We start from the raw sequence: 19,117 nt of genomic DNA, 5'->3' as shown, positions 1-19,117 counted from the left end.
GGGTCAGTAGCTCAGTTGGTAGAGCATTAGATTGAAGCTCTAAGTGTCGGCGGTTCGATTCCGTCCTGACCCACCATATTTTTAAAATTTCTCCATGCCGGAGTAGCTCAACTGGTAGAGCAACTGACTTGTAATCAGTAGGTTGAGGGTTCAAGTCCTTTCTCCGGCACCACAGGGTGGGGTAGCGAAGTGGCTAAACGCGGCGGACTGTAAATCCGCTCCTTCGGGTTCGGCAGTTCGAATCTGCCCCCCACCACCAGTTTTTAGGGGCATAGTTTAACGGTAGAACAGAGGTCTCCAAAACCTCCGATGTGGGTTCGATTCCTACTGCCCCTGCCATTTTTATAAAAATTCTATTTTGGCGGTCGTGGCGAAGTGGTTAACGCACCGGATTGTGATTCCGGCACTCGGGGGTTCAATTCCCCTCGTCCGCCCCATTTATCATTCATAATTTAATGCACTTATAAAATAATAACGTGGCGGTCGTGGCGAAGTGGTTAACGCACCGGATTGTGATTCCGGCATTCGGGGGTTCAATTCCCCTCGTCCGCCCCATCTTATTATTGGGGTATAGCCAAGCGGTAAGGCAACGGGTTTTGATCCCGTCATGCCCTGGTTCGAATCCAGGTACCCCAGCTTTAATGCGGAAGTAGTTCAGTGGTAGAACGCCACCTTGCCAAGGTGGAGGTCGCGGGTTCGACCCCCGTCTTCCGCTCCAAAAATTGGCGGCATAGCCAAGTGGTAAGGCATGGGTCTGCAACACCCTTATCACCGGTTCGAGTCCGGTTGCCGCCTCCATTATATTTTGCCGGCGTGGCGGAATTGGCAGACGCGCGGGACTCAAAATCCCGTTCCTTCACGGGAGTGTCGGTTCGACCCCGACCGCCGGTATTATCCTTACTGTATGCCAAGCGGTAAGCCGAAAAAAAGCCCTGACACCAATAGTCAGGGCTTTTTTCTATCTTGATATGCAATGAATTCACTAACTACATTTCCGACATATGCGCAAAAGGCAGGTGGGTATCTATTTTTCCATTGATGCGTTTTGCATATAATCGTTCACCTTCAATCCATTTTTGGAAATCCATCATTAATGGAAGGCGATCAGGTCCAAGAGCAAAACCCACTTCGAGACTATGTGGGAAATAGGAAGCGGTATGCAGGGTTCCGGATGCGGTACTGTACTTCATAGAGAACACACCACTGTCCAAATCATTTAGAAGCCTAAAAGCACTATAGGCGTCCTCAGATTGTTTTTTATGAGTCAATAGAGCTTGCTCACGACGCTTTGAGTCGTCTGATTGATAACGGTTTTCTTCTGTCAGCAATTCAAAATGGTTGGTTGATACAGAAGCTTCCCGGACGACAACCGATCGAGGAGAGGCTTCTACTACAACTGATCTGCCACTGCGGTCCAATAGAACATAACTGAATGAACGACGGTGAGGCAGTTCTTCCAAGAGTTCGATCGCTTCACTGACATCGGCACAGTTTTCGAGGATAAGACGGCCAATCATATTACAGATAAAACCATCCTCCGAGTTTCGGCGATTAATGAAATTATAACCCATAGACAAGCCTTTTTCGTTGAGCCCATCGGTGCGCCCTGTTATTTGCATGGTAGGGCCAATTGTTGCATAGCCGCCGTCAGTCGGCTGGTAAAGCGCAAATCTTCCTTCGTATCCCTGCGGAGAACTGTCGTAATTACGGACCATGAAATCAGGGCCGGTTAATATAGAGCAGCCACTTCTTGTGTATTCCAGGTAATAACCGCCAAATTCGCGGATTGCATCATGCATGTTCCAGCCGAGCGCATCCGCCAGGCCGTTAATTTCATCCCATACTCTAGGGGCATATGTGAGAAGCATATCTCTCGCTTCTTTTTCGTTGATCATCAAATGTCGGTTTGAGGTGCCAAATTGTTTGCGGCGATTTGGAAGGATAAGTGAATCTTTTAGTTTCAATCCCTGCATATAACCGAAATCGTAATGGCTTCCCCGGAATTGGATTACATCAGTATAGATAGGTTTCAAAGTCAGATCCCTCTTTTATTCAGATTAATCCGAGTGTACTGCATGTAAGCGCTGCACGAAAAGAAATATGCCTGAGCAGCGTTAACTGGCTCAGGCATAGTGTCAGATGACATAAAAATCTGCGTCTCCGCCGTTGATGCCTGTAAACATATTGGCAGCGGCTGCGAGAAGTTCGAGTGCTGTATCACGGTCCATCGAAGGGCGCAGATAAAAGATATGCAACGCGTTTGTGGTCTGTGCGGTTACAGCTGTCCGTTTTGAATCTACGTAAGGGCTGCCGAATGCGCCATGCTGGTCTTTTGTGATAAGTATATTGGATAAAGTATTCAGGCGGTTATTGATGCCTTCATATTGATCATTGTCGGTTCCGATTGTTATCGTGACATCGCCTTCAATTTTATCGGCATCGTATAGTCCCAGCGGAATTTCATATTGAAGCGAAAGAAAGTTATTCATATCGACACCGGAATGGACTGGTGTGAGATAATTTTGTTTCTTGACTCTGCGGAAGAGTGCTTCTGCCGAAGGGCGGTAGCGATTCGGGTCCGCGCCAAGCGCTTTCCAGTTTACTTTCCATTCGAGCAGTCCTGGATAGTCGCTCAGCTCTTTATCTTCCAGGTCGAAGAATAATTGTTCCTGGAAAAGCTGGAGACGGCCTTTTAACATTTGAGGAGAATCGGAAACGGTGATATTGTTATAATGAATGATTCCAACTTTAAAGTCAGAAAGAATTTCAGAAATACGGGGATCGACTGTTGTTTCCACTGCACTCATCCTTTCGCATTAGCTATATATATTATCGTATCATATATTCAATGAAGGGGTTATCAGCATGAATCTTGAACAATTTCAAAAAGAGCTCGTTGCTTATGCCTCGGAAATCGGAATAGATAAAATCGGTTTTGCTTCAGCGGAACCATTCTTTAATTTGAAGCATCAATTGATACGGCAGCAGCAGCTGCAGTATCAGTCAGGTTTTGAAGAGTCGGATGTCGAAAAACGCACGCATCCGGAGCTATTATTGGAAGAAGCCGTTACAATTATTGCTATCGCGATCGCTTATCCCTCGAAGATGAATGACGCACCGCAAGGGACAAAGGGAGCAAGGCGCGGGATATTTTCCCGTTCATCTTGGGGAAAAGATTATCATTCAGCTTTGCGTGAGCGGCTGACTTTGCTGGAAGCTTTCATCGCCTCGCATTATCCGGATGCACGGATGCGTTCAATGGTGGATACTGGAGAATTATCCGACCGTGCTGTCGCTGAACGCGCGGGAATCGGTTGGAGTGCGAAGAACACCAATATCATTACGCCGGAATTTGGCTCTTATGTCTATCTGGGAGAAATGATCACCAATATCCCATTTACGTTGAATGAACCGATGGAAGATCAATGCGGCGACTGCCGGCTGTGCATCGATACCTGTCCGACAGGGGCCATTGTGGAAGGCGGGCAGTTGAACGCCCAGCGCTGCATTTCTTTTTTAACGCAGACGAAAGGCTTTCTGCCGGATGAATTCCGTTCGAAAATCGGTAATCGACTGTATGGCTGTGACACGTGCCAAACGGTTTGTCCGAAAAACAAACGTAAAGCGAATCAGATCCATACCGAATTTGAACCTGATCCGGAAATAGCCAAGCCATTGCTTGAGCCTTTATTGAAAATATCAAACCGGGAGTTCAAAGGAAAATTCGGATATGTATCCGGATCATGGAGAGGGAAAAAGCCGATCCAGCGCAATGCGATACTGGCTTTGGCGCATTTCAAGGAAGTAAGCGCTGTGCCGGCATTGATCGATTTGCTGGAATCGGATGAACGTCCGGTCATACGCGGTACAGCAGCCTGGGCAATCGGTAAGATTGGCACGGCTGAAGGACTGCATGCTTTGAAAAAGGCGGAAGAGCGGGAAACAGACAGTGAAGTGCTGGAGGAAATTCAAAAAGGATTGGCATTTTTTACTGAAGAATCGAAAGGATAAGTGAAGAGAGTGGCCATTAATATTGTTTTATATCAGCCGTTGATACCGGCGAATACAGGAAATATCGCACGTTCGTGCGCCGGAACAGGAGTCAGATTGCATTTGGTCCGGCCGCTTGGATTTTCAACGGATGATAAAATGTTGAAACGTGCAGGACTGGATTATTGGGAGCATGTGGATTTGACGTATCATGATTCTTTGCAGGAGCTGTTTGACAGTTATCCGGATGGTGAGTTTTATTACATTACAAAATTCGGTTCCAAACCGCATACGACATTCGATTTTTCGGATCAAGAAAAAGATCATTTCTTCGTGTTCGGCCAGGAGACGAAAGGTTTGCCGCCGGAATTGCTTGAAGCGAATCCGGATCATTGCCTGCGGATTCCGATGAATGATAATATCCGTTCCTTGAATCTTTCCAATACCGCTGCAATTCTCATGTATGAAGCATTGAGGCAGCAGGGGTATCCGGGACTCGAATAAAAAAAGGACAGCGGAAATTTATCCGCTGTCCTTTTTCAATGCTATTCTTTATCATAAGTACCTGGTTTGTCGTCGTATCCAGCAGTGAAAATAGCTGCAAGGAAAGCAACACAAACGCCTAGAATAAGGATTAAGTTCATTTATAACGACCTCCTTGAAATATGCATCTTAGTTTAGTATAGCGGAAAGTAGGGAAAAATGAAATATAAGTCCTTATTGAAATATGGAGATTTTCTGTCGGTTCAAATTTTTTGGAAACTATTGAAACTGATTCGGGTTTCATTCGTATACTAAGGTAGTGAAAATAACTAGAAGGAAAGGTTGATTATTAATGAAAATGAAAATTTCAGCTGCATTGCTGTGGGTATCAGCGATTGCAGAAGGATTCCTTGCCATTCCGTTTCTTGGCGGGTCGTTCGTCATCAGCACAGGGTACGCGGCACTTGGTTTCATGTTCGTTCTTCACGCCGTAACATTATTCTTCTGTTTCCGTGAATACTCGCCGAAATCCGGACCAATTCTGGGCTTAATCACAAGTTTGTTGGCCTGGATTCCGCTTATCGGTTGGGCATTGCACTTGCTTAGCGCAATCGTGCTATTCATCAACGCAGCTGTTGCCAGCCGCCCGCGCATCTAAACTATAACCGCCTGAAATGGCGGTTTTTTTTGTGCGTTTATTTCAGTTTGGAGTTTAAACTCGAAAATGTAGTATTGAATTCTGTACAATAAAAGAAGAAAGGGTGAGTGGAATGAATTTGACGATCAATTCAACAAAAACATTACATAATGGAGTGGAGATGCCGCGATTCGGTTTGGGCGTCTATAAAATGACGGACAAGGAAGAGGCGGTCAACGCAATGATCGCCGCAATTGATGCCGGCTACAAAGCGATCGACACGGCAACCGTTTATGAAAATGAACAGGAAGTCGGGGAAGCGGTTCGAAACGCGTCTGTGAAACGGGAAGATTTGTTCATCACTTCAAAAGTGTGGAATACGGATCAAGGTTATGACCAGACGCTTCGCGCTTTTGAAGCGTCTCTGGAGCGACTCGGGTTTGATTATTTGGATCTTTATCTGACACATTGGGCAGTGCCGGGGAAATACGAAGACACATACCGGGCGATCCAGCGGCTATATGATGAAAAGCTGGTGCGGTCAATCGGCGTGTCGAACCATCATCAGCCGCATTTGGAACGGATCCTGGCAAAAGCGAATACAAAGCCGATGGTCAATCAGATTGAGTTGCATCCCCAATTGACACAGGAGCCGCTGCGCGAATTCTGTGCGCAGCAGGAAATTGCGGTGACTTCCTGGTCGCCGCTTGCACGTGGCCGTTTGCTGGATGACGCCGTACTGGCGGAAATTGCAGCTAAGCACAATAAGACAATTGCACAGGTAATCATCCGCTGGCATTTACAGAATGACCTCATCGTTATTCCGAAATCGGTGACGCCATCCCGCATCGTGGAAAATGCCGACGTCTATGACTTTTCTCTGGCAGCGGAAGAAATAAACGCGATTGACGGCTTGAACCAAGATTGGAGAACGGGTACGAATCCAGATGATATCAAAGCATAAGAAAAGAAGTTCCCTTATTTTAATAGGGAACTTCTTTTCTTGTTATCTCGCTTTATCTTCCACGACAATTTTCTCATCAGTGAACGGATGGATAAACGACATCCGGAACGCGTGCAGATGATAGGCGCCGTCCTGCGTCGGCGGTCCGACGTATAATTCATCGCCGATGATCGGATGTCCGATGTGGGAAAGGTGGGTCCGGATCTGATGCGTCCGGCCAGTTTCAAGTGACAGCTGCAAAAGCGACTTGCCTTCCATATGGCGTAGCAATTTATAATGCGTAACAGCGCTTTGGCCTGTTGGTGATACCATACGGCGTGTTGGATGATGCCGGTCGCGGCCGATGGCGAAGTCGATAGTACCGGATTTATTGTGCACTTTGCCTTTAACGACAGCCTCGTAATCGCGTACCAATTGTTTCTGTTCCAGCATGCGGTCCAGGATGTTTTTCGCTACGGGGTGCTTCGCTACCATCAACAGCCCAGAAGTCCCCTGGTCGAGCCTATGGACGTGTTCGCCGTATGACCCGCCGCCGCGGATGATGTGGCCGATGACGGCATTGATGAATGTGTCATTTTGTCCGATTTCATTGGGGTGCGTGTTCATGCCTTTTGGCTTTTGGGCAATCAGGAAATGTTCGTCTTCGAAGAGCACAGGCAATTCGATGTCGTGGTTGGGTTCGTAAGGCGAATCCGCTTTCGGCAGGTCGAATTGCAGTACCGTTCCTTTCGTAAGTGGTTCTTTCCAAACGACTTCCTGAAATTTATCGTTCTTAACGGATTTCGCCATACGCAGCTCATGAACAACTTTCTTGCCGAGGCCCCATTCAGTGCGCAGCAATTCTTCGACGGTCATGCCGTCATCTTTGATTTCGTAATTCCAGCTCATTTTGTTTCCTCCATAAAAAAAGAGCATGCGCATTGCACATTGCTCTCTTGTCAGTTATTTTTTAACGACTTCTGTGAAAAATTCCTCGATATTCTCTTTTGGCTGTGCGCCAACCCAGCGTGAAACTTCTTCGCCGTTTTCATAATGGACAAGCGTCGGTGTCGCTTCGATGAAATAATCTGTCCAGCCCTGTTCATACTCTAACAGATTGTATTGCAGGACGTCTACATCCATATCTTCAGCAACCGGCATCAAAATAGGTGTGGTGTTCTGGCAATGCACACATGTCGGGCTGAAGAAATAAACCGTAGTCGGTTCGCCGCTTTCAATCTGTTCAGCAACTTCATCCGGCAAGGCGATGTTCTGATAATTTTCATCATCCAACTGGTCGATGGTAGCCGGGTCTAAATCATCCGTATCGTATGGGTTGTTTGCCAATTTTTCATTTTGGGACATTTGTGTAAGAACAATGATCAAAGCGAAAATGGCGAGAACAACGCCGCCGATGATAAGCATTTTTTTCAATTTAGTTTTCCTCCTTGATTGTTTTCAGCAAATAAATACTCATTCCAGCAATTAAAATGAATGCGATAAGCGCTAAAAATGGAATGGTGATAAAGCCGAAATAATTGATGTACTGGCCTGTGCAGGGAACCTGACCGCATGAAGGGGCGGACTCAGAAAGAAAGGCCAATTTTTGAATTCCATAGTGATACAGGGAAATCAAACCGCCGATGCCTGAGATGATCAGCGAGGTAAGAGCGATTCTGGCATTCTTTTGAAAATAAGCCACTCCGACAACGATGACCAGAGGATACATGAAAATACGCTGGATCCAGCAAAGCTCGCAAGGAATATAGCCGCGGATCTCTGAAAAATAAAGGGAACCGGCAGTGGCTATCAATGCTGTCGCCCAGATGCCAAGCAAAAGATTTTCTTGAATTTTCGTCATATGGCAGGTCCTCTCTTGTTAAATAGCTACTATAGAATTATAATTCTTTAGCTGGGGCAAGTAAAATAATATTAACCTCTGTGTATATCCTATATAATAAGATGTGATACTTTTGTGAAGGAGTGGCTAAAGTGGCAGAACAATTCGATTTATCCCATTTTGAAAAAAGCATGATCATCCGTGAGATGACCTATGCTGATATAAATGCCATTCTAGAGATGCAGCGTTTATGTTTTCCGGGCATGGAACCATGGGAAGAGGAACAGTTAAGAAGCCATTTGGGCGTATTTCCCCAAGGCCAGCTGGTAGCGGAACTGGACGGCAAAGTAATTGGCTCCTGTTCAAGTCTATTGATAAATTTCGATGAATACGACGACCGCCATACCTGGGACGATGTCACAGATGGCGGTTATATTACGAACCATAACCAGGACGGCTATAATATGTATGGCATTGAAGTTATGGTGCATCCGGAGTACCGCCGCATGCAGGTCGGCCAGCGGCTTTATGAAGCACGAAAAGAGTTGGCGCGTGAGCTGAACCTGAAATCGATCATCATCGGCGGGCGGATTCCAAATTATCATAAGCATGCGGAAGAAATGTCGCCTCGTGAATATGTGGATGCGGTATCCCGACATAAAATCTACGATCCTGTACTTACTTTCCAATTAATGAACGGTTTCCAGCTGATGCGCATCAACCCGAATTACCTGCGGGATGATAAAGCTTCCGGAAAATATGCGACATTGATGGAATGGAATAACGTCGATTACAAACCCGTTTCAAAACGGCATTTCAAGACGAGCCTGCCGGTTCGTATTTGTGTCGTTCAATACCTGATGCGCGCCATTGAGTCGTTTGATGACTTGGCGAACCAGGTGGAGTACTTTGTCGATGTGGCATCTGATGCCCATTCGGATTTTGTTGTTTTCCCTGAAATCTTCACGACTCAGCTGATGTCGTTCCTTAACGAACCATCGCCGAGCCAGGCTGTAAGAAAACTGACGGAATATACACCTCAGTATATTGAACTTTTCACCGATCTCGCGGTCCGCTATAACGTCAATATAATCGGCGGTTCCCATTTCGTGAAAGAAGAAGACGATGAAATCTACAATATCGCTTACCTGTTCCGTCGCGACGGCTCAATCGATAAGCAGTATAAAATCCACATCACGCCCAATGAGCGGAAGTGGTGGGGGATTTCTGCAGGGGATTCAGTCCGCGTATTCGATACGGATTGCGGCAAAATCGCCATCCAGATTTGTTATGACATCGAATTCCCGGAACTTGCGCGCATCGCAACAGATATGGGAGCGAACATCATCTTCTCGCCATTCTGTACAGAAGATCGCCAAGGCTATTTGCGCGTCCGTTATTGTGCACAGGCACGGGCTGTGGAAAATCAGATCTATACCGTTATTTCAGGTACTGTCGGCAACTTGCCGCAAACCGAGAATATGGATATCCAATATGCCCAATCGGCCATTTTTGCTCCGTCCGATTTTGAATATGCACGTGACGGCATTGTTGGCGAAACAAATGCCAATCTTGAAATGGTCCTGATCGGGGATGTGGATTTGGAAATCCTACGCCGCCAGCGCCAGAACGGCACCGTTAAACAATTGAAAGACCGCAGACATGATGTCTACCGCGTCGAGTATAAGAAAGATTAAATTCAGTCAATAAAGTGAAATTCCTGGACCGCTTCCTGATGGAGGCGGTTTTTTTTCTTCATTTTTGGTAAACTGGAAATAGACTGAACAACTTGTACGTATTATGGATGGAGGGTTCATTATGAATTGGAAAGATCGGATTAAACGCTGGCTGGATCACGAAGGGCTGGATGAAGAAACAAGAAAATCACTGAATCTATTGAAAGAAGACGAAAAATTGGCGGAAGACGCATTTTACCAGGATCTCACTTTCGGCACAGGTGGTATGAGGGGGGAAATTGGGCCGGGGACAAACCGCATGAACGTTTACACGGTGCGCAAGGCCTCACAGGGCATCGCCGATTACATAAAGTCAAACGGGGATGAAGCGATGGCAAGAGGAATCGTTATTGCCTATGACAGCCGCCGCATGTCACCCGAATTTGCGGAAGAAGCCGCTAAAACGTTTGCTTCAAACGGAATCCACACGTATTTGTATAACGGTACGCGCACGACGCCGCAATTGTCTTTCAGCGTCCGCTACTTGCACGCGTTTATGGGCGTAGTCATCACGGCAAGCCATAACCCGCCGGAATACAATGGCTATAAAGTATACGGGGAAGACGGCGCGCAATTGAATCTTGAAGACGCGGATCGCGTCATCGAATTCGTCAGCAAGGTGGAAGATGAATTGACGATTGTCAATGAACGCTTTAAACCTGAATTGTTAGTGACAGTCGGCGATACTGTAGACCAGGCGTATCTGACAAATGCTTTGACGGTCCGTGAGCAGCAAACAGCGTCACCGATTCAGGCGGTCTTCACGCCGCTTCACGGCGCATCCGGAGCAACTGTGCAGCAACTGCTTGAAAAAGCAGGCTACACGGATGTCACTTATGTTGCGGAACAGATGGAACCTAATGGTGAGTTTCCGACTGTAACGTCTCCTAATCCAGAAGAAGCGGAAGCATTCGAATTGGCGAAAAAATACGGTAAAGAAGCCGGTGCTGATTTATTGATCGCAGTGGATCCTGACGGAGATCGCGTCGGAATCGCGGTAACAAACGGCGAGCATTACGAATTGCTGTCCGGCAATCAAACAGGCGCCATCCTGATAGAATATTTATTGAGCCAGAAAAAAGCAAAAGGTGAACTTCCTGACAACGGGCGTATTTTCAAAACGATCGTAACATCCGAATTCGGCCGTGCGGTGGGTGATTCATACGGAGTCAAAACCACTGACGTCTTGACGGGCTTTAAATTCATCGGCGAAAAGCTGAGAGAGAATGACAGCACAGGAGAATTCGAATTTTTGTTTGGCTATGAAGAAAGCTATGGCTATTTGATCCGCGATTTTGCACGCGACAAAGATGCGGTGCAATCGGTGCTGCTTCTCGTTGAAGCGGCTGCGTATTATAAGACGCAGGGAAAAAACCTGCACGATGTGCTGCTCGAGTTATACAATCGCCACGGCTGGTACCGGGAAGAGCTGGTATCGGTAACGAAAAAAGGGGCGGATGGTGCGCGGGAAATCCAGTCGCTGTTGAGCGGCATGCGTCAGAACCCGCTGCAGTCCATCGCAGGAATTGCAGTAGCTTCAATAGAGGATTACGAAACTCAGAATCGTATTTTTACGGATTTGGATAAGAGTGAAAAGATCGAATTGCCACAGGCTAACGTTCTGAAATATTTCCTGGAAGACGGATCTTGGGTATGCCTTCGCCCTAGTGGCACGGAGCCGAAAGTGAAATTTTACTTCAGTGTCAAAGGGGAGACGGAGCAGGAAAGTGATGAAAAACTGGAATTGATCAAGGAATCATTCCTTGATGCAGTGAATAATAGATAACTGAAGGGCTCCCTTAATAAGGGAGCTTTTCTCATTCGAAATTATGAGGCGCAAAAGGCGTGTAAAGAGGTATGGTTGGAGTAATGGTGATGGGGTGAAAAACATGGAACTGAGCGAACATTCCAATGTAATTCTGCTTAAGGAAATTGCAGAACTTCTGAATGAGGAAACGGATATGGAACGTATGCTGACGGGAGCTATCCGGAAGCTGTTGAACGGTTCGAATTTTGAAACGGCATGGATTTTCTTTATAGACGGAGAAGGAAAGCACAGGCTCATGGCCCAAGCGAATCTTCCTTCGGCGCTGGAGGAAGACGATTGCCGCCATCTTCAAAAAGGCGGCTGCTGGTGTGTTAAAAGGTATCACGATGGCGATTTGGAGAAAGCATCCAATATCATCGCCTGCCAGCGGATCGAGAATTCAATAGCGGAAAAGACCGGAGACCATGGTAATATTACGCATCACGCGACGGTGCCGCTGCAATCCGGAGCAGAAAGGTTCGGCTTGCTGAATATTGCGGCGCCTGACCGGGAGCGTTTTTCTGCAGATGAACTGGCGTTGCTGGAATCCGTCGCTTTTCAGATCGGCTCTGCCATCAAACGCATCGGTCTGACCAAGCAGGAAAAGGAACTGGCGTTGGTGACCGAACGCAATAGACTGGCCCGTGATCTCCATGATTCAGTCAATCAATTACTGTTTTCCGTAACGCTGACCGCAAGAGGCGGCGTGGAAATGTCGGAAGAGCCGGCAATCCGGGAAACATTCAGTGATATTCAGCACCTGACACAGGAAGCGTTAAATGAAATGCGGGCGCTGATCTGGCAATTGCGTCCGAAAGGACTCGAGAGCGGCTTGCTCGAAGGGATAAAAGGCTATGCTGAGATGCTTGGTTTGGAGCTTGAAACGAAAGTGAACGGCGTCATCCAGCTTCCTTCAAGAATCGAAGAGACTTTATTCCGCATTGCGCAGGAAGCACTGAATAATATCCGGAAACATGCTGGTACAGACCGGGGACAATTGTTCCTGTCGGTTACCCAGACGGACGTGCTTCTTGTGTTGAAAGATGAAGGCAGAGGATTTGTGATGGACGAAAAACTGTATATCCCATCAATCGGCATGCTGAGCATGAAGGAACGGGCAAAATCCGAAGGCGGCACAGTGGAATGGTCCAGCGCAATGAATAAAGGGACGGAAATTCTCGTAAGGATTCCTTATTAGGGAGAGGGGGATGGAATGATGAAGGTTTTAATAGCGGATGATCATCATGTAGTCAGGAGAGGGCTGCTGTTTTTTCTGAAGACCCAAAAAGATATTGAAGTGGTCGGTGAAGCGGTGAATGGCAAGGAAGCGGTCGAAATGGCTGAGAGACTCCGTCCTGATATTGTGTTGATGGATTTGGTGATGCCGGTCATGGACGGAATTCAGGCTACACGCAAAATAAAGGAAAAGCATCCTGGAATCATTGTGCTGATGCTGACCAGTTTTTCGGACCGTGACCACGTCGTGCCGGCGATCGAAGCGGGAGCGGCGGGCTATCAACTGAAAGATATCGAACCGGATGAGCTGGTGGAATCGTTGCGAAGCTTAATGAGAGGCGAAAATACGCTGCATCCGAAGGCGACTTCTGAATTGATGAAAGGTCCGGCAGAACCAGCGCCGCATACCGTCAATTTTTTGACACCGCGTGAAAAAGAAGTGCTGGCTGAGTTGACGAAAGGGAAAAGCAACCGGGAAATCGCGTCGGCGTTATATGTGACGGAAAAAACGGTGAAAACGCATATTTCCAATATCTTTACGAAACTTGAAGTGCAGGACCGCACACAGGCTGCTCTTTATGCGGTAAAGCATGGGCTGACAGAAGCGGGGATGGAATAGAAAAGAGGCAAGAAACCGACACTTCTCAAATCATTTCGCTTTAGGCGGACGCGTTCCGCAGGGAGCTGCCTGAGCCTCCTCAGTCGCTAGGCTCCCTGCGGGGTCTCAGGACTCGCTCTATTTCCTGCAGGAAAGACATTGGCCGAAGCATGCGAGGACAAGTCTTTGCGACGAACCAGCGCAGCGATGCAGGAGCACATCTTTGCATTTCGCCGCCTGACGCTTCATTTAAGTTTCGTCTTAACTGAAGGAACATCTTCTTCAGACATTAAAAGTAAAAGACTTTTCTATTATAGAAAGCGAATTGAGATATGGAGCAAAACAGCGAAGACTCCCAGGCGACCAAGTGAAGTGCTGAGATCCACTCGGGCGAAGTGGAACGAGCACGAGTTAGCTCAGCGCGAGTAGCCAAGTGCGGCCAAAGTATTTCGGCCAGCGCTTTGCGACGAAGCTAGCGCAGCGATGCAGGAGCATGGTTTTGAAAACGAAGCTGTTTTGCGGAATATCGGTTTTAAAACTATATTTTTCTCGACAAGCAAAGGCAAGACGCATCAAGTGCGTCTTGCCTCTTTTTTCATTTCAGCGCTTTTTAACCGGCCGTTTACGTGAATCTTTCGTGATTTGCTTCCATTTCGAGCGCTCGGCTTTTTGTGCTGCCAGATCGCTTTTTCGTTCCATATGGGCAAGTTCCCGTTTCAATTTTACATAGCTGCGGAATCGCTCAGGCTCAAGTTCACCTGTTTCAAGCGCTTCACGGATTGCGCAGCCGGGTTCATTGCCATGGGCGCAGTCACGGAAACGGCAGGCATCCGCCAAAGTTTCCACATCCGTGAAGCCGGATTCCACGCCTTCGGAGTAATCACCGAGCTGAAATTCCCGCATTCCCGGTGTATCGATCAGCAGACCGCCGCTTGGCAGCAGCACCATCTCGCGGTGAGTTGTGGTGTGCCGCCCCTTGCTGTCATCTTCCCGGATTTCCTGGACTGCCATCAGTTCGGTGCCGGCGAGCGCATTGATCAGAGAAGATTTGCCGACGCCGGAGGAACCGAGCAAAGCACCTGTTTTGGAGCCGGACAGCACATTCTGTAACTCAGTGATTCCTTCCAGTGTGACACTGGAAACTGTATGGACCGGCACGCCGAACGCGACCGATTCCGTTTCTTTCAAATAAGGCTCTAGGTCGTCACATTGGTCTTTCTTGGTCAATACGATTACCGGATTTGCTCCCGAATCCCATGTTGCCAATAAATAACGTTCAAGCCGCCGGACATTAAAGTCGTGATTCAATGACATCACGAGGAATGCATAGTCCACATTCACCGCAATCGTCTGGATATCAGAAGTTTCACCTGCCGCTTTTCGTGAGAAGCTGGAGATGCGGGAAAGGACTTGATGAATGATTCCTTTTTGTTCGCCCGGCATCTGTTCGACAACGACCCAGTCGCCAACGCTGGGGAATTCCGACTTCGCATGGCTGTGCCTGTATTTTCCGGACAGGGAGCTGAGCCATTCGCCGTGATCTGTAACTACGCGGTAAAGATTTTTATGTTCGAGCACCACACGTCCCGGCACACCGTTTGTTTCAATTTTCTCCTGCCAGTTTTCGTTCCAGCCGTAATTTTCAATAATTGTCAATTTGAGTTCCTCCAATTTTTATGCATAATAAAAAACCATGGATGCGTCTTGCAAATCGCAGTCCATGGTTCCCGGGCATAATGGAAGAAGCGTATCGTCAGCGATACACGGAGCGGGATACTATAGACTGGATTTGCTGTTTCGTTGCAATGATATGAATAGCCATAATACCCCACCTCTTTCCTCAAGTTATCTTTAAGATACCGGATAATTCTGAAATGGTCAATCTATTTTTTATTTATGATTCCAATTTTTAAGATAATTCAGCAGAAGGCATTTCAAACTCTTGCAAACACTAAGCAGAAAGGCTACCATTAAATTAATATTCTGAACATACCAACTGGTCAGTATAAAGAAAGGTGGAAGTTATTTTGGATTTTTCCTATTCCCAAAAAACAAAAGATTTGCAGAAACGCTTGATCAGCTTCATGGAAGAGCATGTCTATCCGAATGAGAAAATTTTTGAACAGCAGCTGAATGAACAAAACAATCGATGGGCGCAAGTGCCGCCGGTTATGGAGGAGTTAAAACAGAAAGCGAAAGAACAGGGGCTGTGGAATCTCTTTCTCCCTGACAGTGAGTATGGAGCAGGTCTCACTAATCAGGAATACGCGCCGCTGTGTGAAATTATGGGCAGATCGCTGATTGGACCGGAAGTCTTTAATTGCGGAGCGCCGGATACCGGCAATATGGAAGTATTGGTCCGTTACGGCACAGATGAACAGAAGAAGAGCTGGCTCGAACCGCTGTTGAACGGTGAAATTCGTTCATGCTTTTCGATGACTGAACCGGATGTTGCGTCGAGTGACGCGACGAATATCTCCGCAACAATCACTAGAGACGGAGAAGAATACATCGTCAACGGCAGAAAATGGTGGTCTTCAGGGGCTGGCGATCCGCGCTGTAAAATTGCGATTGTAATGGGGAAAAATGATCCGGATGCCCCGAAGTATGAACAGCAATCGATGATCCTGGTGCCTTTGGATTCACCGGGCGTAACGATTGAACGGATGCTGCCGGTTTTCGGTTACGACCATGCACCGCACGGCCATGCTGAAATCAATTTTGATAATGTCCGTGTTCCGGCTGGCAATATGATTTGGGGAGAAGGCAAAGGTTTTGCCATTGCGCAGGGAAGACTAGGACCCGGCAGAATCCACCATTGCATGCGGCTGATTGGAGCTGCTGAACGGGCGCTTGAAGAAATGTGCCGCAGAGTTGCCGAGCGTGCACCATTTGGCAAGCCTTTGGCAAATCAAGGCGTAATCCGGGAATGGATAGCGGACTCGCGCATTGATATTGAACAGGCACGGCTTTTGACGTTGAAAGCGGCTTATATGATGGATACGGTGGGCAATAAAGAAGCGAAAGCGGAAATAGCGATGATAAAGGTCACTGCACCAAGTATGGCCTTGCGCGTTATCGACAGAGCCATTCAAGCATTTGGAGCAGCGGGTGTCAGCGATGATTTCACTTTGGCGGCACAATGGGCGAATGCGCGGACGCTTCGACTGGCGGACGGACCGGACGAAGTACACAGAAGCCAAATTGCTAAGCTGGAATTAAAAAAATACTTATAGGAAATGAGGGTTATCCAAATGGGGGATTTTACACAAGCAACGATTCCAGTTAGAAAAGGGGAAGAAATTAATCTGCAAAAACTTGAGGAATTTCTTCGCTCGTCAATTGATGGACTTCCTGAAGGCGAACTTGAAATCCGCCAGTTTGGCGCTGGCCATTCCAACTTAACCTATGCACTGAAAATTGGGGAATGGGAAGGTGTATTGCGTAAACCACCGCTTGGACCAGTGGCTCCAAAAGCGCATGATATGGAAAGGGAATTCAAAATTCTGCAGTCATTAGCTCCGATTTTTCCGGCAGCTCCAAAACCGTATCTATTTTCAGAAGAAACTTCTATAACGGGAAGTCCGTTCTTCGTCATGGAAAGGCGGCACGGCATTGTGCTGGATACAGAATTTCCAGCAGGAACAGAAGCGACTGCAGAACTCTGCAGGAAAATATCCGAGAAGATGGTGGATACGCTGGTTGAACTTCATGCCATCGATTATAAGAAAACGGCGCTTGCCGGCATGGCGAAACCGGATGGATTTATGGAACGGCAAGTCAATGGCTGGATTGGCCGGTATGACCGCGCGAAAACAGATGATATTGAAGAAGTGGAAGCTCTGAAGAAGTGGATGCTGGCCAATATACCGGAATCCCAGGAGCCGACTATCATCCATTACGATTTTAAATTGAACAATGCGCTGTTCAGTGAAGATTATACGGAAATTACCGGACTTTTTGATTGGGAAATGACAACTGTGGGCGATCCGCTGGCAGATTTGGGCGCGGCGATGAGTTATTGGATTCAAGCAGATGATCCCGAACTTCTGAAAAAGGGGATGGGCAAACCTCCTGTCACTGTCAATGAAGGATTTTATACTCGTGAGGAATTTATTCGCAGCTATGCGGAAAAGAGCGGACGGGACGTTTCGCAAATTGATTTTTATCTGACGTTCGCTTATTTCAAGCTGGCCGTCATTGTCCAGCAGATTTATTTCCGCTATAAAAATGGGCAGACGCAGGATCCAAGATTTGCGAATTTCGATCGATTCGTCAAAAGCCTGATCCGCTATGCACTTGGAACTGCAACAAAATAGAAACGGATAAAAAGAAGGCCGGGATTCCCGGTCTTTTCTTTTTAATGGGTCAGAATGTATAACTTTTTTAGTATGAAGGTTCTTAGGGAGAAGTGTTTCCGTGTCCAGACTTCAGCACCCAGCCCCTCGAGTCGCTTCAGCTTTGCCGTTAATGGCAAAGAACGCCATTATCGTCACCGCTTCCAGCGCTTGTCGGGGCTAGACGGGCGCTTCCGCTTTTCATTTTTAGGTGATTTGGCGGAGAAAAAAATGGTTGGCAGCGGGTATCAATAGAGAAAGGAGGCGTTGTGATGGACGTCAATAAATACGGCCAGCAATTATTTTCAGAAGGATTTGTGAAGAATCCCTATCCATATTACGCGCAGCTGCGTGAGGGAGACCCGGTCTATAAAACCCGGTTTCCGGATGGACAGCAGGGATGGCTGATTACAGGCTATACTGAAGCGGTGGAAGCTTTGAAAGAGCCGCGCTTCATCAAAGACTTCAGCAAACTTTACGGAGGCTCTATGGACGGAATGAGTGTTTTTACACAGAATATGCTTTTTTCTGATCCGCCAGATCATCGCCGTCTTCGGGGATTGGCGCAAAAAGCCTTTGCGCCGCGGGTCATCGAAGGCATGAAAGAACGCATTGAAGAAATAACCGATCAACTTTTGGACGATATGGAGTACAAAGAGGAAATCAATCTGATTGACGATTTTGCTTTTCCTTTGCCGATTATCGTCATTTGCGAAATTCTCGGTGTTCCAGCACAAGATCGCGATAAATTTCGGATCTGGTCGAATTCATTAATTGAAGGAAGCAGCGGTGAACCTGGTGTCAGTGTTTATCAGCATATGAATGATTTTATCCGTTATCTGGGAGAATGGTTCAACGAAACAAGGCAGGAGCCGAAAGACGATTTGATCAGCAAGCTGATTGCAGCTGAAGAAGCTGGGGATCGATTGACGGAAAAGGAATTATACGGTCTTGTAACCTTGTTGATCATCGCTGGCCACGAAACGACGGTCAATTTGATAGGGAATAGTTTTCTGAACCTGATTAGAAATCCTGAACAAAAAGAATTATTGTTTGAAAAACCAGAGCTGATTGAAGGAGCAGTAGAAGAATCATTGCGTTTTGATGGGCCCGTTGAATTCAGTACATCAAGATGGGCGAGTGAAAATCTTCAGTTTGCAGGAAAAGAAATCAAGCGGGGAGAATTGGTGGTGGTTGCCTTGAATGCAGCGGACCGCGATCCTGATAAATTCCATGACCCTGGAGTATTTGATATCAGCCGGGATAAGAGCCCGCATCTCGCTTTTGGAACAGGCATTCATCATTGCCTCGGTGCGCCGCTTGCACGGCTTGAGGGGAAGATAGCTATCAGCAAGCTGATGGAACGGTTTCCTGATATGAAGCTGCGTGTTCCTGAAAGCGAACTGAAGTGGCGGCCGGGCATGATTGTGAGGGGCGTAAAAGAGATTCCCGTTTTTAATCCAAAAACATAAGATGTGCTTTCTATTGGAAAAATAGCTCCTGCTTAAGG

17 protein-coding genes and 10 tRNA genes are annotated in these 19,117 nt (G+C 47.1%); 21 read left to right on the top strand and 6 right to left on the bottom strand.

Annotated features, from left to right (window positions below):
* From AC2Q9J_RS15795 to AC2Q9J_RS15750, 10 genes are all read left to right on the top strand, one after another.
* Positions 1–76 (top strand) — tRNA-Phe (locus AC2Q9J_RS15795).
* A gap of 20 nt (positions 77–96) precedes the next feature.
* Positions 97–172 (top strand) — tRNA-Thr (locus tag AC2Q9J_RS15790).
* Positions 173–175: 3 nt separating this feature from the next.
* A tRNA-Tyr gene (locus AC2Q9J_RS15785) sits at positions 176–259 on the top strand.
* A 6-nt stretch (positions 260–265) separates the two neighbouring features.
* Positions 266–339, top strand: a tRNA-Trp gene (locus AC2Q9J_RS15780).
* Between the two features lie 22 nt (positions 340–361).
* A tRNA-His gene (locus tag AC2Q9J_RS15775) sits at positions 362–437 on the top strand.
* A gap of 42 nt (positions 438–479) precedes the next feature.
* Positions 480–555, top strand: a tRNA-His gene (locus AC2Q9J_RS15770).
* A 9-nt stretch (positions 556–564) separates the two neighbouring features.
* Positions 565–636: transfer RNA gene (locus AC2Q9J_RS15765), tRNA-Gln, on the top strand.
* A gap of 7 nt (positions 637–643) precedes the next feature.
* Positions 644–718, top strand: a tRNA-Gly gene (locus tag AC2Q9J_RS15760).
* A 6-nt stretch (positions 719–724) separates the two neighbouring features.
* A tRNA-Cys gene (locus AC2Q9J_RS15755) sits at positions 725–798 on the top strand.
* Positions 799–807: 9 nt separating this feature from the next.
* Positions 808–891 (top strand) — tRNA-Leu (locus AC2Q9J_RS15750).
* A gap of 95 nt (positions 892–986) precedes the next feature.
* Here the strand turns inward: AC2Q9J_RS15750 and AC2Q9J_RS15745 are convergent.
* Positions 987–2,033 (bottom strand): C45 family autoproteolytic acyltransferase/hydrolase, encoded by a 1,047-nt coding sequence (locus AC2Q9J_RS15745; protein WP_499041443.1) that lies wholly within the window; start codon positions 2,031–2,033, stop codon positions 987–989.
* A gap of 102 nt (positions 2,034–2,135) precedes the next feature.
* Complete coding sequence (locus AC2Q9J_RS15740; protein ID WP_499041442.1) at positions 2,136–2,798, bottom strand: B3/B4 domain-containing protein; 663 nt, start codon at positions 2,796–2,798, stop codon at positions 2,136–2,138.
* 67 nt (positions 2,799–2,865) lie between these two features.
* On the opposite strand from AC2Q9J_RS15740, the gene queG reads away from it, so the two are divergent.
* The 4 genes from queG (at position 2,866) to AC2Q9J_RS15720 (ending at position 6,074) form a co-directional block, all read left to right on the top strand.
* A complete protein-coding gene (queG, locus tag AC2Q9J_RS15735) occupies positions 2,866–4,011 on the top strand; it encodes a tRNA epoxyqueuosine(34) reductase QueG (RefSeq protein WP_499041440.1) in 1,146 nt (381 codons plus the stop codon).
* A 9-nt stretch (positions 4,012–4,020) separates the two neighbouring features.
* On the top strand, positions 4,021–4,494 hold the full coding sequence (gene trmL, locus AC2Q9J_RS15730; protein WP_499041438.1) for a tRNA (uridine(34)/cytosine(34)/5-carboxymethylaminomethyluridine(34)-2'-O)-methyltransferase TrmL: 474 nt from the start codon (positions 4,021–4,023) through the stop codon (positions 4,492–4,494).
* A gap of 337 nt (positions 4,495–4,831) precedes the next feature.
* Entirely contained in the window at positions 4,832–5,131 is a 300-nt protein-coding gene (locus AC2Q9J_RS15725; protein ID WP_499041448.1) for a hypothetical protein, read from the top strand.
* Positions 5,132–5,243: 112 nt separating this feature from the next.
* Positions 5,244–6,074, top strand: coding sequence for an aldo/keto reductase (locus AC2Q9J_RS15720; RefSeq protein WP_499041436.1), 831 nt, complete (start codon positions 5,244–5,246; stop codon positions 6,072–6,074).
* A gap of 42 nt (positions 6,075–6,116) precedes the next feature.
* On the opposite strand, the gene AC2Q9J_RS15715 is transcribed toward AC2Q9J_RS15720, so the two are convergent.
* From AC2Q9J_RS15715 to AC2Q9J_RS15705, 3 genes are read right to left on the bottom strand one after another with little or no spacing between them, the layout of a single operon-like run.
* Positions 6,117–6,962 (bottom strand): RluA family pseudouridine synthase, encoded by an 846-nt coding sequence (locus AC2Q9J_RS15715; RefSeq protein ID WP_499041434.1) that lies wholly within the window; start codon positions 6,960–6,962, stop codon positions 6,117–6,119.
* A gap of 54 nt (positions 6,963–7,016) precedes the next feature.
* Positions 7,017–7,487: a thioredoxin family protein gene (locus AC2Q9J_RS15710; protein WP_499041432.1), complete on the bottom strand. Its 471-nt coding sequence runs from the start codon at positions 7,485–7,487 to the stop codon at positions 7,017–7,019.
* A 1-nt stretch (position 7,488) separates the two neighbouring features.
* Positions 7,489–7,914 carry a disulfide oxidoreductase gene (locus tag AC2Q9J_RS15705; RefSeq protein WP_499041431.1) on the bottom strand — a complete coding sequence of 142 codons (426 nt, stop codon included), beginning with the start codon at positions 7,912–7,914 and terminating at the stop codon, positions 7,489–7,491.
* A 131-nt stretch (positions 7,915–8,045) separates the two neighbouring features.
* Here AC2Q9J_RS15705 and AC2Q9J_RS15700 point away from each other — a divergent pair, with 131 nt between their 5' ends.
* The 4 genes from AC2Q9J_RS15700 to AC2Q9J_RS15685 all read left to right on the top strand — a co-directional run bounded on the left by AC2Q9J_RS15700 (position 8,046) and on the right by AC2Q9J_RS15685 (position 13,291).
* Entirely contained in the window at positions 8,046–9,590 is a 1,545-nt protein-coding gene (locus AC2Q9J_RS15700; RefSeq protein ID WP_499041429.1) for a GNAT family N-acetyltransferase, read from the top strand.
* Between the two features lie 121 nt (positions 9,591–9,711).
* Positions 9,712–11,415 carry a phospho-sugar mutase gene (locus AC2Q9J_RS15695; protein WP_499041427.1) on the top strand — a complete coding sequence of 568 codons (1,704 nt, stop codon included), beginning with the start codon at positions 9,712–9,714 and terminating at the stop codon, positions 11,413–11,415.
* A gap of 103 nt (positions 11,416–11,518) precedes the next feature.
* Positions 11,519–12,634: a GAF domain-containing sensor histidine kinase gene (locus tag AC2Q9J_RS15690; RefSeq protein ID WP_499041425.1), complete on the top strand. Its 1,116-nt coding sequence runs from the start codon at positions 11,519–11,521 to the stop codon at positions 12,632–12,634.
* A gap of 15 nt (positions 12,635–12,649) precedes the next feature.
* Positions 12,650–13,291, top strand: a complete 642-nt coding sequence (locus tag AC2Q9J_RS15685; RefSeq protein ID WP_499041423.1) for a response regulator — start codon at positions 12,650–12,652, stop codon at positions 13,289–13,291.
* A 579-nt stretch (positions 13,292–13,870) separates the two neighbouring features.
* Here AC2Q9J_RS15685 and rsgA read toward each other — a convergent pair.
* Positions 13,871–14,926, bottom strand: coding sequence for a ribosome small subunit-dependent GTPase A (gene rsgA, locus AC2Q9J_RS15680; RefSeq protein WP_499041420.1), 1,056 nt, complete (start codon positions 14,924–14,926; stop codon positions 13,871–13,873).
* Positions 14,927–15,297: 371 nt separating this feature from the next.
* On the opposite strand from rsgA, the gene AC2Q9J_RS15675 reads away from it, so the two are divergent.
* The 3 genes from AC2Q9J_RS15675 (at position 15,298) to AC2Q9J_RS15665 (ending at position 19,079) form a co-directional block, all read left to right on the top strand.
* Positions 15,298–16,506, top strand: a complete 1,209-nt coding sequence (locus AC2Q9J_RS15675; protein ID WP_499041418.1) for an acyl-CoA dehydrogenase — start codon at positions 15,298–15,300, stop codon at positions 16,504–16,506.
* An 18-nt stretch (positions 16,507–16,524) separates the two neighbouring features.
* On the top strand, positions 16,525–17,589 hold the full coding sequence (locus AC2Q9J_RS15670; RefSeq protein ID WP_499041416.1) for a phosphotransferase family protein: 1,065 nt from the start codon (positions 16,525–16,527) through the stop codon (positions 17,587–17,589).
* A gap of 290 nt (positions 17,590–17,879) precedes the next feature.
* On the top strand, positions 17,880–19,079 hold the full coding sequence (locus AC2Q9J_RS15665; protein WP_499041414.1) for a cytochrome P450 family protein: 1,200 nt from the start codon (positions 17,880–17,882) through the stop codon (positions 19,077–19,079).
* Positions 19,080–19,117 lie beyond the last annotated feature (38 nt).

Source organism: Planococcus sp. RAB007_Raresut (assembly GCF_057369535.1).
This window is presented reverse-complemented; position numbering and strand designations above follow the sequence as displayed.